This window comes from Rhodococcus sp. 05-2255-1e (assembly GCF_002259025.1).
Lineage (GTDB): Bacteria > Actinomycetota > Actinomycetes > Mycobacteriales > Mycobacteriaceae > Rhodococcoides > Rhodococcoides fascians.
In genome coordinates, this window is sequence record NZ_NOZE01000032.1 from 1 (window position 1) to 14,491 (window position 14,491).

Annotated in this window: 17 protein-coding genes; 2 read left to right on the forward strand and 15 right to left on the reverse strand. The window is 64.9% G+C overall.

All coding sequences use genetic code 11. The features are described 5' to 3' along the window. From CH262_RS18650 to CH262_RS18670, 5 genes are all read right to left on the reverse strand, one after another. Positions 1-534: DUF222 domain-containing protein (locus CH262_RS18650; protein WP_143547130.1), on the reverse strand; the 534-nt coding region annotated here is incomplete at its 3' end. A 117-nt stretch (positions 535-651) separates the two neighbouring features. Then, positions 652-1,020, reverse strand: coding sequence for a nuclear transport factor 2 family protein (locus tag CH262_RS18655; protein ID WP_256988867.1), 369 nt, complete (start codon positions 1,018-1,020; stop codon positions 652-654). 28 nt (positions 1,021-1,048) lie between these two features. Continuing rightward, on the reverse strand, positions 1,049-1,504 hold the full coding sequence (locus CH262_RS18660) for a 6,7-dimethyl-8-ribityllumazine synthase (RefSeq protein ID WP_094718133.1): 456 nt from the start codon (positions 1,502-1,504) through the stop codon (positions 1,049-1,051). Between the two features lie 10 nt (positions 1,505-1,514). After that, positions 1,515-1,946 (reverse strand): DUF1810 domain-containing protein, encoded by a 432-nt coding sequence (locus CH262_RS18665; RefSeq protein WP_032369640.1) that lies wholly within the window; start codon positions 1,944-1,946, stop codon positions 1,515-1,517. A gap of 204 nt (positions 1,947-2,150) precedes the next feature. Further along, positions 2,151-2,735, reverse strand: coding sequence for a TetR/AcrR family transcriptional regulator (locus CH262_RS18670; protein ID WP_094718134.1), 585 nt, complete (start codon positions 2,733-2,735; stop codon positions 2,151-2,153). A 61-nt stretch (positions 2,736-2,796) separates the two neighbouring features. Here CH262_RS18670 and CH262_RS18675 point away from each other — a divergent pair, with 61 nt between their 5' ends. After that, on the forward strand, positions 2,797-3,558 hold the full coding sequence (locus CH262_RS18675) for an SDR family NAD(P)-dependent oxidoreductase (protein WP_256988868.1): 762 nt from the start codon (positions 2,797-2,799) through the stop codon (positions 3,556-3,558). A gap of 3 nt (positions 3,559-3,561) precedes the next feature. Here CH262_RS18675 and CH262_RS18680 read toward each other — a convergent pair whose 3' ends face one another. The 5 genes from CH262_RS18680 to CH262_RS18705 all read right to left on the reverse strand — a co-directional run bounded on the left by CH262_RS18680 (position 3,562) and on the right by CH262_RS18705 (position 8,157). Beyond that, positions 3,562-4,047 carry a CoA-binding protein gene (locus tag CH262_RS18680; protein ID WP_094718136.1) on the reverse strand — a complete coding sequence of 162 codons (486 nt, stop codon included), beginning with the start codon at positions 4,045-4,047 and terminating at the stop codon, positions 3,562-3,564. Beyond that, positions 4,044-5,342 (reverse strand): O-acetylhomoserine aminocarboxypropyltransferase/cysteine synthase family protein, encoded by a 1,299-nt coding sequence (locus CH262_RS18685; protein WP_032400870.1) that lies wholly within the window; start codon positions 5,340-5,342, stop codon positions 4,044-4,046. The genes CH262_RS18680 and CH262_RS18685 overlap by 4 nt, the downstream gene beginning before the upstream one ends. A 4-nt stretch (positions 5,343-5,346) precedes the next feature. Next, complete coding sequence (locus tag CH262_RS18690) at positions 5,347-5,859, reverse strand: OsmC family protein (protein WP_094718137.1); 513 nt, start codon at positions 5,857-5,859, stop codon at positions 5,347-5,349. Between the two features lie 190 nt (positions 5,860-6,049). Continuing rightward, on the reverse strand, positions 6,050-6,709 hold the full coding sequence (locus tag CH262_RS18700) for an SDR family NAD(P)-dependent oxidoreductase (RefSeq protein WP_094718138.1): 660 nt from the start codon (positions 6,707-6,709) through the stop codon (positions 6,050-6,052). A 47-nt stretch (positions 6,710-6,756) separates the two neighbouring features. Continuing rightward, the gene (locus tag CH262_RS18705) at positions 6,757-8,157 is read right to left on the reverse strand and encodes an acyl-CoA synthetase (protein ID WP_179275044.1); all 1,401 of its coding nucleotides are present in this window, start codon (positions 8,155-8,157) and stop codon (positions 6,757-6,759) included. 17 nt (positions 8,158-8,174) lie between these two features. Between CH262_RS18705 and CH262_RS18710 the strand changes: the two genes are divergently transcribed. After that, entirely contained in the window at positions 8,175-8,597 is a 423-nt protein-coding gene (locus CH262_RS18710) for a hypothetical protein (RefSeq protein ID WP_027498077.1), read from the forward strand. A gap of 13 nt (positions 8,598-8,610) precedes the next feature. Here the strand turns inward: CH262_RS18710 and CH262_RS18715 are convergent, their stop codons facing one another. The 5 genes from CH262_RS18715 to CH262_RS18735 form a co-directional block, all read right to left on the reverse strand. After that, the gene (locus CH262_RS18715) at positions 8,611-9,228 is read right to left on the reverse strand and encodes a LysE family translocator (protein ID WP_094718140.1); all 618 of its coding nucleotides are present in this window, start codon (positions 9,226-9,228) and stop codon (positions 8,611-8,613) included. A 279-nt stretch (positions 9,229-9,507) separates the two neighbouring features. Further along, a complete protein-coding gene (gene dapC, locus CH262_RS18720; RefSeq protein WP_032390334.1) occupies positions 9,508-10,611 on the reverse strand; it encodes a succinyldiaminopimelate transaminase in 1,104 nt (367 codons plus the stop codon). A gap of 4 nt (positions 10,612-10,615) precedes the next feature. Next, complete coding sequence (gene fdxA / locus CH262_RS18725) at positions 10,616-10,939, reverse strand: ferredoxin (RefSeq protein WP_027498080.1); 324 nt, start codon at positions 10,937-10,939, stop codon at positions 10,616-10,618. A 114-nt stretch (positions 10,940-11,053) separates the two neighbouring features. Further along, entirely contained in the window at positions 11,054-11,809 is a 756-nt protein-coding gene (locus tag CH262_RS18730) for a hypothetical protein (RefSeq protein WP_094718141.1), read from the reverse strand. Between the two features lie 36 nt (positions 11,810-11,845). After that, on the reverse strand, positions 11,846-14,386 hold the full coding sequence (locus CH262_RS18735; protein WP_256988869.1) for a bifunctional FO biosynthesis protein CofGH: 2,541 nt from the start codon (positions 14,384-14,386) through the stop codon (positions 11,846-11,848). Positions 14,387-14,491: the final 105 nt, after the last annotated feature.

Consider the following 14,491-nt stretch of genomic DNA (forward strand, 5'->3'; position numbering starts at 1 on the left):
ATCCATCTTCGCCACGAGACGTCCGTTGAGGGTTTTCGAGGCGAAGAGTTCGTTGCGGTCGGTGTCTTCCGGTAGTGGCTTGTTGCCGCCGTAGGTGTCCTCGAGTTTGGTGATCGCTTCTCGGATGATGTCGGTGCGTGCGCCGGGTCCGGTTGCGGCGGTGATCATGGCTTTGCGGGCGATGTCGCGACCCTCTTGCGGGAGGTTCTTCGGTGGTGTTTCGGCGAAGGTGAGAATCAGGGCGGCGTGGTCGACGGACATGACGCCGGTGTTCACGGCGTCGGCGATGTCGGGGAAGTTCTTCAACCCGCGAGCGAGGGCCACGATCTTGTTCGCTTTGCTCGGGGTGAGGAGGGTGGTGGAGGTCAGCCAGCCTGCGGGTCCGGGGAAGCCGAGCTTCTCTCGGCTCACGCGGGTGTCGATGTCGGCGACCAGAGCAATCCGCCGGGCCTCCAACAGTTGGATCGTGTGGGAGACATCAGCAACGTCGGCGAGGAGTTCGCTCTCGCTCAGTTGCCAGATCTCCGTTGTCATGAACCAAGTGTATCGAACGTGTGTTCGATGCGCAATGATGGTGCAATCGAAAACTATTGCTGTGCATGAGGATTCGCGAACCGGAACCTGTCGGTGGTACATGCTAAGAGGGATGACCTACTGCACGAGGGTCCCCTGGTGATACAGAATCGTCCACTCCCCTGCCCGTCGCTGCCAGAGTGTCGCTCGCCGGGTGCGTCTGTCCATCTGCAGCAGCGAGTACGTCAACAGATACGTGTCCGAGGCGGTCTCACGGACCTCGAATTCACTGGCTTCCCAGTCGATATCGCGGTCGCCGAACGGGTCCTCCCGATAGCGCTTTTCGAGAACGGCCCACACCTCGTCACGGTCGTATCGGGTACCGGACGCACCGACCTCCCAGAAATCGACATCGGTCAGACGATCGAAATCGTCACGCGTGATGCCGTACTCACGGCGGTGAAAGATCGGTTCCCGCCGTTCGAGCTCCGCGAGCACGGATCGCACGTCGCCCACCGATCTGCCTGCGGCAGCGTCAGCCGATGGTTCCGAGCGAAGCCAGGGTCTTCACCACGGCGCGCGCGGCCTCGGCACCCTTGGTTTCGAGGTGCGCGGCGAAGAAGGCGGTGTGATCGGCGTGTTCGTGGAAGTGATGAGGAGTCAGAACCACCGAGAACACGGGGACGTCGGTGTCGAGCTGCACCCGCATCAGCCCGTCGATCACCGCCGTTTCGACGAAGTCGTGTCGGTAGATTCCGCCGTCCACGACGAGCGCTGCGGCGACGATCGCCGCATACTTTCCGGTTCTGGCGAGCCGCTGCGCGTGCAGCGGGATCTCGAATGCTCCAGGCACCTCGAAGACGTCGACCGCGGTGTCGGCATGGCCCAACTGCTCGAGTTCGGCGGAGAAACCCACCCGCGCACAATCGACGATGTCCAGGTGCCAGGCGGCATGGACGAAGGCAATGGATCCGGCGAGTGGAGTGGTCATGGATGCGATGCTAGCGGTATCGCTCGTCGAGCAAGTCGAGTGTTGCGCCATCGAATTCGCCGGAGAAATACTTCTGCAACACTTCGACGAAAACGGACTGCCCCTTGGTAGCTTCGGCGAAAAGCGTCATGGACGAGTGCAGCTTTAGATTGTCCGGGTAACCGAAGATCTCGTCGACCGTGCTGCCCTCGACCGCAAGAGTGAGCTGCGCGGCTTTCTTCAGGCGTGGCCCGAGAACTTCGTGGGACAGGTACAGCTCGGCCTCGGTCAGGTCTGCGATGCCGAAGTGCTGAGCGGTGGCACTGCGGCCCAGGCCGGCCAACTGCGGAAACACGAACCACATCCAGTGAGTCTGTTTCCGGCCTGCCTTCAACTCCTTGACCACGACGTTCCAGACGGGATCCTGGGCGTCGACGAAGCGTTGCAGGTCGTATTCGGTCATACCGACAACTTAGCGACACAGGAGTGGAGCCCGCGGAATGACCCGATGGCGGGAGTGGAGCCCGCGGAATGACCCGATGGCGGGAGTGGAGCCCGCGGAATGACCCGATGGCGGGAGTGGAGCCCGCGGAATGACCCGAGGGTGGGAGTGGAGCCTGCGGAATGACCCGGACGGGCGGGAGTGGAGCCCGCGGAACGCTGTCGGCTAAGTGAATCCGCGGAGCAGGGTGTCGACCGTGGCGTCGAGCAGGTCATCGGCAGGCATGCCGTCGAGGAGGTCGCCAACGGTGAGCACGGCGAGTCCGTGGACGCTCGCGAACGCGACGCGGGCGAGGACGGCAGGCGATGCTTCGGTGATGACTCCCGCGTCCATCGCAGCGTGCAGCAAGGATTCCGTCGCCGCCATGCTTTCGTGCGCAACGTCTTTGAGTTGTTCGCTGGCCTCGGGGTGATGCTTGGTGCTGTACATGACGTCCAAGAGCTGCGGGTGTTCGACGGCAAAACCCAGGTAGGCGCGGGCGACACCACGAAACTTGGCCAGCAGCTCTCCTGGACCGGTGGCCGCGTCGACCATTCGCCGATTCATTTCCTGAAAGCCGTGCAGCGCCAACGCATCCAGCAGTGCTTGCTTGTCGCGGAAGTGGCGCGCAGGGGCTGCGTGACTGACACCCACGTCTCGGGCCAACTGCCGCAGCGACAGCGCATCTACGCCGTCGCGGGCGATGCTCTGCTCGGCCTCCTCCAGGAGCACCGCGCGCAGATCACCGTGGTGGTAGCGCTCCGTTGCCATGGACTCACCCTAGGCGATGTTGGCGTTGACAACAATGCTGACAGTGCCTACATTTGCTCGCATGACATCCACAGCACTCATCACCGGGGCGAGCTCCGGCCTCGGCGAGGAATTCGCCCATCGCTTTGCCGCACGCGGCGAAAACGTCGTCCTCGTGGCACGACGGGCGGACCGACTCGAGACGCTTGCCCGCCGCATCGAAGCAGACCATGGCGTCACCGCGACCGCCGTCGCCATGGACCTGGGCGTACCGGGCATCGGCGAGTCACTACGAAAGAACTTGGCCGACAAAGGGATAACACCCACGACGCTGATCAACAATGCAGGATTCGGGACCCACGGGCGCTTTCGCGACGAGGATCCGGCGCGGGTGGCGTCGGAAATCGCATTGAACGTCAGTGCGCTGGTGGATCTGACACATGCGTTTCTGCCGAATCTGACCGGCGCGTTGATCAACATCGCGAGTACCGCTGCGTACCAGCCCACTCCGAACATGGCGGTCTACGGGGCGACGAAGGCCTTCGTACTGAACTTCACCGAGGCGCTCGCCTACGAGTACCGCACGTCACCGCTGAAGATCCTCGCTCTCTCCCCCGGCCCGACGCGCACCGAGTTCTTCGACGTCGTCGGATCCGAGGATGCCGCAGTGGGCAACTTCCAGACCTCCGAGCAGGTGGTCTCGACGGCTATGCGCGCCTTGGATTCTCGCCGTACCCCTGCCAGCGTCGTGTCCGGTCTGTCCAACAAGATCAGCGCCGGCAGTGTGCGTCTCGCGCCACGATCGTTGGCCACGATAATCAGCGGTCGCCTACTGAAGGCCTGACCCCTAACCCCGCATTCGACGCGAATCGATCACTCCCGTGTCGAATCCGGCCAAGTGCAGCCCGCCGTGGAAGCGGGCGTGTTCGATCTTGAGGCACCGGTCCATGACGACGTTCAATCCGGCTGCCTCGGCGTCGTGGGCCACCTGCTCGTGCCACAACCCGAGCTGCAACCAGATCGTCTTCGCCTGCGCAGCAATGGTTTCGCTCAACACCTCCGGGAGATCGTCGTACTTGCGAAAGACGTCGACCAGGTCCGGACTCTTCGGTAGATCCGCGAGAGTCGGATAGACGGTCGTTCCTTCGATGTCCGAGACCGTCGGATTGACGAGAAATATTTCGTAGTTGCTTGTCGAGGACAGATACCGATTGACGAAATAGCTTGCTCGCGACGGGTTCTTGGACGCACCGACGATCGCGACGGTTTTCGTCTCACGCAAGATCCGCTGACGGTCCTGAGCGGAGGGTCCCTGCCAGGTTCGTTCGCTCATGACCGCGCCTTCCCGGTTGCCAGCGTCAAGGCCTGATCGAGATCCCACAGCAGGTCCTCACCGTCTTCGAGGCCGACACTGATCCGAATGAGTTCGGGCCCCACCCCCGCGCCGGCCAGTTGATCATCGCTGAGCTGTCGGTGGGTGGTGCTGGCCGGGTGGATGACCAGGGTGCGTACGTCGCCGATGTTCGCGACGTGGCTGGCCACCTGGACGCTCTCGACAAACGTACGGCCGGCGTCCCGACCACCTTCGATGCCGAATGCGAACACCGCGCCCGGACCCGAGGGCAGATATTTCGCGGCGCGATCGTGGTGCGAATGACTCTGCAACCCAGCCCATCTCACGTACTCGATGCGTGGGTCCGACTCGAGCCACTCGGCGACGACGCGCGCATTGGCCACGTGCGCGTCCATGCGCTGCGGCAACGTCTCGACGCCCTGGATCAGCGTGAAGGCAGAGTGCGGAGCCAGTGCTGCACCGATGTCGCGCAGTTGCTCACTGCGCAGTTTGGTGAGAAATCCGTACTCCCCGAAGTTGCCCCACCACGACAGGCCCCCGTACGAGGCCACCGGCTCGGTCATCTGCGGGAACTTGCCTCGGCCCCAATCGAATCGACCGGACTCCACCACGACGCCGCCGAGCGTGGAGCCGTGACCGCCGAGGAACTTCGTTGCCGAGTGGATGACGAGGTCGGCTCCGAACTCGATCGGCCGGCTCAACCACGGTGTCGCCATCGTCGCGTCGACCACCAGCGGGATCCCATGATCGTGCGCGACCGCGGCGAGACCCTCGAGATCGGCGATCTCACCGGAGGGGTTCCCGATGACCTCCGCGTAGATCAACTTGGTCGAATCTGTTACCGCCGCCGCATAATCGGCCGGGTCCGTGCCGGGAACGAAGGTGGTCTCGACGCCGAAGCGCCGCAGTGTGACGTCGAGTTGCGTCACGGTTCCGCCGTAGAGTCCGGCTGCCGCGACGATGTGATCACCGGTGCCGGCCAGCGCGGCGAACACCGCGAACTCGGCCGCGAGCCCGCTGGCGAACGCGACCGCTCCGATGCCGCCTTCGAGGCTCGCGATGCGCTCCTCGAAGGCGGCGACCGTCGGGTTACCGATGCGGCTGTAGACGTTGCCGTACTTCTGCAGAGCGAACAGATCCCCTGCGTCAGCAGAATCCTCGAACACGTAGCTCGCCGTTTGATAGATCGGCACCGCACGCGAACCGGTTGCCGAGTCGGGCCGCGCGCCGGCGTGAATTGCTCTGGTACGCAGGCCGAATGTTCGCTCGCTCATGACGTCAGGCCGTTTCGAGGACGGTGTGGATCGGCGTGGGGTTACGCGTGAGATCCAGTACCGGGCAGTGATCGTCCACGGCCTGCTGCAATTCCTCGTACCGCTCACGGGTCTCGGGCCCGGTGACCGTCACGACGACGCGCACCTCACCGAATCCCGGCCGCACGTCGTCGTCGAACCCGAAGAAGCCACGTACGTCGAGGTCGCCCTCGGCCTTCGCCTTGATGTCGTCGACGACGATACCGAGCTTCTCGGCCCAGACGCGGTAGGTGACCACCTGGCAGGACAGCAGCGACGCGAGGTAGTACTCCACGGGATTGGCGGCCGTGTTCTCTCCGCCGAGGGCCGGAGGCTCGTCGACCTCGACGCTGAACTTGCCGAGTGTGACGGTGCTGGCGACGGCATCGTGCGCGGTGGCGGAGGCACGGAATACAGCGTGAGCGTTCTTCGCGTCGGCCTGCACGGCGTCGTCGGTGGCAGCGATGACGCCGCCGAGATGGGAGACAGATGTGGTCATGAGTGATCCTGTTCGTCGAAAAAGGTTGCCGGAACGACCCGAGGAGCGCGTGGAGCTCGTCGGGGCTGGGTTCGATCGACAGTTACGAACAGGAAGAAGTGCAGACCAGGCACAGATCGATGGTGCGACGACGCACGAGCCTTCTGCCCGCGTCGGTCACATGTGTCTCGGTCACGGTGCCGACAATAGCCTAAGAGAACTGGTCTGCGCCGACGTCGGTTTCGTCGTCGGTGATCGCGGCGACGATCCGTGAGGCCACTGCCTCCGGCGTCAGGCCCTGCGGAAGTGTCGGTGCCTGCCCGGCGATCGGCCGCGTCGCCAGCCCCGTCTCGGTGTGCGGAGGCCGCACGTCGACGATACGGATCTTCGACTTCCGGGCCTCTGTGCGAACACTTTTCAGCAGCGCACTCGCCGCGGCCTTGCTCGCCGAGTAGGCACCCATGTTGGGCATCGGCTTGTCTGCGACCACCGCACTGATGTTGAGCACGAATCCACCCTGATCCAGAGTGGTCAGCGCTTCACGCATGATGCGCAGCGGTGCCAGGTAGTTGAGCAGCAGCAACTCGTCGACGGTGTCGTCGTCGACCTCGGTGACCGAGCCGAACGCCACGACACCGGCGGCGATCACGATCCCGTCGAGACCGCCGTTGTGTTCGACGGCCTCCGCGACTACCGAGCGAGCCGAATCCGGGAGCGTCAGATCGGCATTCACCGTGTGATGCTCCGCGGACTCGAGGCTGCGTCCGCTGATGGTCAGCCGCGCGCCGGCCTGGGCGAGTTGCTCGACGATCGGGCCGCCGAGCCCGCCACTGGCACCGAATACGAGAATGCGTGCGCCGTCGAGGTTCATGACTCGAAGCTAGCGCGTTGCACCCGACCCGCGCTCACAACGCGGAGTCAGCCGAGGAGCTTCTTCTGCACCTTGCCCATGGCATTGCGCGGGAGCGAGTCGACGACGCGAATCTCCCGGGGCCGCTTGTGGATCGACAGTTCGGTGGCCACCAGGTCGATGAGTACTCGATCCTCGACCTCAGTACCGACGACGAACGCCACGATGCGTTGACCCAGATCGTCGTCGGGCAGGCCGACGACAGCTACTTCGTCCACGCTCGGGTGCCCCAGCAGCACGGTCTCGATCTCCCCCGCGCCGACGCGATAGCCGCCGGACTTTATCAGGTCGGTCGAGGCTCGCCCGACGATGCGGTGGAACCCGTCGGGCTCGATGAGCGCGACGTCCCCGGTGTCGAACCACCCGTCCTCGGTGTAGGTCTTCGCCGTCGCCTCGGGATTGTTCAGGTAGCCGTCGAACAACATGGGGCAGCGGATCTGCAATGCGCCGATGGATTCGCCGTCGTGCGGCAGGATGTCGCCTTTCTCGCCCAGCAGTCGGGTTTCGACGCCTGCGACGGGCAGTCCCACCGATCCTGGCCGACGTTCACCGTCGGCGCGGGTGCTGATGGTGATGAGGGTTTCGCTCATGCCGTACCGCTCGATGGGAGCCTGACCGGTGAACTCACGCAGCTTCTCGAACACCGGAACCGGGAGCGGCGCACTGCCGGACACCAGTAGTCGGGCGTGGGACAGGGCGCGGGCGGACGTCTCATCCGCGGCGACGCGCGACCACACCGTCGGCACCCCGAAATACAGAGAACCCCGCGCTGCCGCATAGAGCTCGGGAGTCGGTTTGCCGGTGTGGATCAGCGGGCTGCCGACTCGCAGTGGGCCGAGCAACCCGAGAATCAGTCCGTGCACGTGAAACAGCGGAAGACCGTGCACCAGAGTGTCTTTCCACGTCCAGCTCCAGGCCTGCGCCAACGCGTCGAGCCCGGCCGCGATGGCGCTGCGAGAAATCAGCACACCTTTCGGTGGGCCTGTGGTGCCGGAGGTGTAGAGCACGAACGCGATCGACGACGGCTGCGGCTCAGGGTAGCTGTGCCACGACCGCGCATGCTGCCGCACCGGCAGAACCGTCAGACCCGCGGTGTCCGGCGGCGCTTCGCCGAGCCACGCCTGCGCACCCGAATCGCGGAGGATGTACTCACGTTCGGCCGAGCCGGCATCCGGTGGGACGGGAACAACGGTGACACCGGCAATCAACGCACCGACGACGGCGAGCACCGTTTTGACCGACGGCGTCGCGTGGATGGCGAGCCGATCTGCCCGGCCGATGCGCTCGGCTACGGAAGTCGCCGCTCCCAGGATGTCGGCACGAGAGAGCGAGATGCCGTCGATCGTGACGGCGTCGGGAATATCGTCTCCCCGCGCAACGGCGAGTGGGTTCAGTGAACGAAGCAGCACATGGCTACCGTACAGACATGGACGTGGACGGAATCGACACCGGCGACTACGCCGAGTACATGACGGTCGCCGCCGGTGACCTGCAGGCGGGTGTCTATCTGATCGGAACCGACGCCGAACAGGACGTCGATTCCGAAGACGACCTCGACCTGGACCTCGAGGACGAGGACTCCGACGACGAGGACATCGACCTCGCGCACGTCAGTGACGGAGCGCCGCGACTGGTCTACTCGGTGCAGTCCGACGATTTCTGGACGCGAGTGGAGTTGGCCGACCTCCGAGCGACTCAGCTCTACGAGGAGGCGCACGCGCGCAACCCCGAGGTCAACGCCGAACCGAAGCGGTTCACCACCGTCGAAGCCTTCGGCAGCAACGAATTGGTCTACATCCTGCGCATCAGGCGCGGCGGATGGGACGTCGGCGAGCCGGACCTCGACTGACGGTCCACCGCAACTAGGCCGAGGACGCCACCGTTCCGATTCCGAGGGCGACGAGGAATCCAGCGCTGATGCGGTCCAGCCAGTCGGTCACGGCCGGTTTACGCAGCAGCGTCACAGCGCGTGAGGCGAGAACTGAGAACACTCCCATCACCACGGCAGCGACAACCACCTCGACCAGACCGAGCGTCATGGCACCGGCGAACGTGACCACAGTGAGAAATTGCGGCACCACCGCTAGGTAGAACAGTCCGACCTTCGGGTTGAGCGCGCACGAGAGAACTCCGGCACCGAACGCCGACACCGCGGACGCAGCAACGGGCAGGAGCGGCTCGCCGTCCACCTTGTTCTTACGTCGCGCCCGGAAAGCCTTCACGCCCAGATACAGCAGATACAGCCCACCGAGAACCTTGACGACGCGGTATGCCGTCGCGGATTGCTCGACGATCGCCGCCAGCCCGACGGCGACCAGCACGGCCCAGAACAGTCCGCCGATCGCGACACCCATCGCTGCAGCGACGCCTGGCTTGAGGCCGCCGATGCTGTAGCGGAGCACCAGAAACGAATCCGGCCCGGGCAGAATCGCCAGCAGAAAGCACACACCGGCGAAGCTGAGCAGCAGGCTGAGGGTCATGGGTACATGAGAACACCCGCCCAGATCAGGGGCCAACTGAGCTCGGTGTCCACTATTCGTACCGAGAAGCGGGATCCCGTCGATCGGGCCGAATAGTGGACACTCAGCGCACCTCGAGCTCACACGCTTCAGCGGCGTCAGCGGGGCCGAAGCCAACTGAGCTCAGCGTCCACAATTCACATCGAGAAGCGGGATCCCGTCGATCGGGCCGAATTGTGGACACTCAGCGCACCACAACACTCAGCGGCACTGAAACACTCAGCGCACCAGGAAGCTCGGCTAACCGCGCAGGCGAGCCGCCGCAGCCTCGATACGTTCGTCCGTGGCCGTGAGTGCGATGCGGACGTGTTTGCCACCGTTCGGTCCGTAGAACTCTCCCGGTGCGGCGAGGATCCCGCGTTCGGCGAGCCAGTCGACGGTGTCGCGGCACGGCTCGTCGCGGGTGGCCCACAGGTAGAGCCCGGCCTCCGAGTGGTCGACGCGGAATCCGGCTGCCTCGACGGCAGACTTCAAAGTCGTTCGGCGAGCGCGGTATCGCTCTCGCTGGATGTTTTCGTGCTCGTCGTCGGCCAGGGCCGCGGTCATGGCGGCCTGAATGGGGAGCGGCACCATCATCCCTGCGTGCTTGCGAACCTCGAGCAATTCGGCGATCAGGGAAGCGTCGCCGGTGACGAAACCGGCGCGGTAGCTGGCCAGATTCGAGGTCTTCGAAAGTGAGTGCACAGCAAGCAGATTGGTGTGATCGCCGTCGCAGACGCGCGGGTCGAGCACCGAGACGGCGTCGGCTTCCCAGGTCAGCCCCAGGTAGCACTCGTCGGAGACGACGATGGCGTCGCGCTCGCGGGCCCACTCGACGACCTTGCGCAGGTGCTCGACTCCGAGCACCTTGCCGGTCGGGTTCGACGGCGAGTTGACGAAGATCAGCGAGGCGCGTTCAGGGCCGAGACGATTCAGTCCGTCTGCACGAAGAATTCGTGCACCGGCGAGCAGCGCACCCACTTCGTATGTGGGATACGCCAGTTCGGGGATGACGACCAGATCATCGGCACCCAGACCCAGCAGACTCGGCAACCAGGCGATCATTTCTTTGGTGCCGATGGCAGGAAGCACCGCGTCGGTCGAGATACCGGTGATCGAGTAGCGACGTTCGAGCGACGCTACCGCGGCCTCCCGCAGCGCGGCGGTACCGACGGTCGTCGGGTAACCGGGCTCGTCGGCCACCGAGTTCAACGCAACCCGAATTACCTCGGCGACCGGGTCGACGGGCGTGCCGACGGACAGATTCACGATGCCGTCCGGGTGCGCCGACGCCTTCTCCTTGGCAGCGGTCAGCGAGTCCCACGGAAAGTCGGGCAGCGTCGCTGCCACCGCTCTGCGTGCCAAGGCGTCAGTTCTCGCCCATGGGAGGCAGAGCCTTGATGAACGGCGGGTCGTAGTCGGTCTTGCCGAGTTTCGCTGCGCCACCCGGAGATCCGAGATCGTCGAAGAAATCGACGTTGGCGCTGACGTATGCACTCCACTGCTCGGGCACGTCGTCTTCGTAGAAGATGGCCTCGACGGGGCACACGGGTTCGCAGGCTCCGCAGTCGACGCATTCGTCGGGGTGGATGTACAGCATTCGGTTACCCTCGTAGATGCAATCCACCGGGCACTCTTCGATGCACGCTTTGTCCAGTACATCTACGCACGGTTCTGCAATCGAGTAGGTCACTGCTGCTCTCCCCTCCTTGTATAGATCGTGGGCGCTCTCGCGCCCTCAGCATCCTAGTATCGCGGTCCGAACCTGGGACAATCCGACCAGGGTGACCTCACCTGCTCCGGCCTGCTATCGCCGGAGCTGCTTCGCGGGCTGGGTCACCGATGCCGACGCCGTCTTGTGGGCGGCGAGCCACTTGCGTCCCTGCTTGGCAGCGCGCGACAGCGCGCCCCGCTCACCGAGATATCCGGCGACGCCACCGACGAGCGGGATGGCTCCGAGTACCCGATAGAACCCGCGTGGATGCGGGCGCTTCTCCAACTCGCCTGCCACGTCACGCAGCACGTTGGCGATCTGCCACATTCCGCGCAGCAGTGCGAACGGGCCGGATTTCGGCGATTCTTCCTCCTTCGCAGGAGCACTGTCGGCCAAGGATGTCAGGTCACGCTTGCACAGCACCGACCCGAGCAGCGCCACGTGCGTCTCGCGGTCGGTCACTCCGGATTCGCGAGCCACGGCGACGAGCACCATCGCCTGGTTGGCGAACCCGAGCAGATCCTGGATCGGCAAACGGTTGACCAGGATGCCGAAGACGCCGGGGAAGGCGACGGCGACAGTGTTGAGAGCTCCGATGCGATTGACCCACCACTGCGAACGAGCATCACTGTCGAGCTTCTCCCAGCCGGCGGTACCCGGGAAGTCGGTGGTGTCGAACGCCTTGGCCAGGAAGTCGATGACGTTGTCGAGGGTCGAATCGTCCGCGGAGGACTCGCGGAACGTCCGTCCTTTCAGTCCGATCGGGTCACGCGTGGCCAGGATGTCGAGCACGGGATGAATGATGGCGACGGCACTGCTCAGTACCGCGGCGACTCGACGGTCGTCCATGTCGGGCAAACTCCGTTTCGGGTAAAGACCTGTAGGTCAGATCAGGCCGGCGACCGACACCGCCGGTGCCGGGCCGTACGTGGTGGTGCGCTGACGAACCGGTCGTCCGATGCCGTCGGCGATCTCGTGCAGTTCCGCGACGGTCTTCTCCGAACCGTTCTGCGAACCCGCCATGCGCGAGATCGTCTCTTCCATCAGGGTCCCGCCCAGATCGTTCGCGCCTCCGTTCAGCATCGCCTGTGTACCCGTGATTCCCAATTTCACCCATGACGTCTGAATGTTGTCGATACGGCCGTGGAGCATGATCCTGGCCAGGGCATGTACCGCGCGGTTGTCGCGGTTGGTCGGGCCGGGCCGCGAGGCACCCGCCAGATACAGCGGCGACGACTGGTGCACGAACGGCAGCGGCACGAACTCGGTGAACCCGCCCGTCTTGTCCTGGATCTTCTTGAGTACGTTCAGATGCCCTACCCAGTGCGACGGATTGTCGACGTGGCCGTACATCATCGTCGAGCTCGATCGCAGGCCCACGTCGTGCGCGGTGGTGATCACTTCGATCCATTCGGCTGCGGGGAGCTTGCCCTTGGTGAGCACCCACCGCACCTCGTCGTCGAGGATCTCCGCGGCGGTACCCGGAATCGAGTCCAGGCCGGCTGCCCGCAGCTCGGTGAGCCACTCGCGGATCGACTGGCCGCCGCGAGAGGCCCCGTTGACGATCTCCATCGGCGAGAACGCGTGCACGTGCATCGACGGCACTTTCGCCTTGACCGCACGGACCAGATCGGCGTATCCCGTCACCGGCAGTTCGGGGTCGATGCCGCCCTGCATGCACACCTCGGTGGCCCCGACGACGTGCGCTTCCCACGCACGGTCGGCGACTTCGGCGGTGGACAGCGTGAACGCGTCGGCGTCGCCCTTGCGCTGCGCGAACGCGCAGAAACGGCATCCGGTGTAGCAGATGTTGGTGAAGTTGATGTTCCGGTTCACCACGTAGGTGACGGTGTCCCCGTTGACCTGCTTACGCAGATCGTCGGCGAGCGCGGCAACGGCGTCCATGCCGGGGCCTTCGGCCGTCGCCAGTGCGAGGTACTGCTCGTCCGACAGACCGGCCGGGTCCTTCTCCGCTGCTGTCAATGCCGACACCAGGTCGCGGTCGACTCGTTCGAGACCGGCCAGATCGCGCGCCTGCTCACGAATGGAATCCCAGTCGCCGAACGCATTCGCCAGATCCGAGCGCGTCTCGGTGTTGCGGCCCTGGGTGTCGATCTCGGTGTTCAGATCCACCCGTCCCGAGGACTCCCATTCCTCGTCCGGCTCCTGCCACGGCAGACCGGTCGGGTTGACGCCCTCGCGTGCCATCCCGGTCTCCGGGTCGGCCACTGCCCGCACGTGTGCCGAGATTCGCGGGTCGATCCACGGTGCACCGGCCAACACGTACTGCGGCTGCGCGGCAGTACGTTCCACGAGCGTGTAACCGGCGGCCGCCGACAACTCGGCGAGAGTGTCGAGGTTCGGCCAGGGCCGCTCGGGATTGACGTGGTCGGGAGTCAGCGGCGAGACACCGCCCCAATCGTCGACGCCTGCGCCGAGCAACGCGGCGGTCTCCTCCGCTGCGACGAGGTTCGGCGGGGCCTGAATTCGCATCGACGGACCGACCACCATGCGCGTCACCGCGATGGTCGCCAGGAATTCTTCGAGACCGGCGTCGGGCACCGACCGCATCGCGGTATCGGACTTGGCCAGGAAGTTCTGCACGATGATCTCTTGCACATGACCGAAAGACTTGTGCACCTTACGAATTGCCATGATGGACTCGGCCCTGTCCCGCAACGTCTCACCGATACCGACGAGGATGCCCGTCGTGAAGGGAATGTTGAGCCGGCCCGCGTCGGTCAGCGTGCGCAGCCGAACCTCGGGATCCTTGTCGGGACTGCCGTAATGCGCCTGCCCCTTCTCCTCGAACAGCCGACGCGAGGTGGTCTCGAGCATCATGCCCATCGAGGGGGCCACCGGCTTGAGGCGCGAGAGTTCCTGCCACGACATCACTCCGGGATTGAGGTGCGGCAGCAGGCCGGTCTCCTCGAGCACCCTGATCGACATCGCGCGCACGTAGTCCAGAGTCGAGTCGTAGCCGCGCGAGTCCAGCCACGCCTTGGCCTCGGGCCACCGCTCCTCCGGCCTGTCGCCGAGCGTGAACAGCGCCTCCTTGCAGCCCAACTCGGCACCCTTGCGGGCGACGTCGATGATCTCGTCGGGATCCATGAACATCCCGTGCCCGGCGGCATTGAGCTTGCCCGGCACCGTGACGAACGTGCAGTAGTGGCACTTGTCGCGGCACAACCGCGTGATGGGCACGAACACCTTGCGTGAATACGACACGGTCTTCGGACGGCCCGCCGACTCCAACCCGGCATCGCGAACCCGGGACGCCGACGCCATCAGATCCACGAGGTCGTCACCGCGAGCGTGCAGCAAGACGGTTGCCTCGTCGACGTTCAGCGACACCCCGTCGCGGGCGCGACGCAGAACGCGACGCATGGCGGAGGCGGCTGGAGCGGTATCAGGCTGCGAAGTCACCAGTCGATCATGCGCCTTCTTGGTACGCACGTGCCACCCGCGGGTGGGCCTGCGGCCCTTGTGCGCGTTTTGCGTACCCGGAAGGGCGCACAACGCGCACGACGG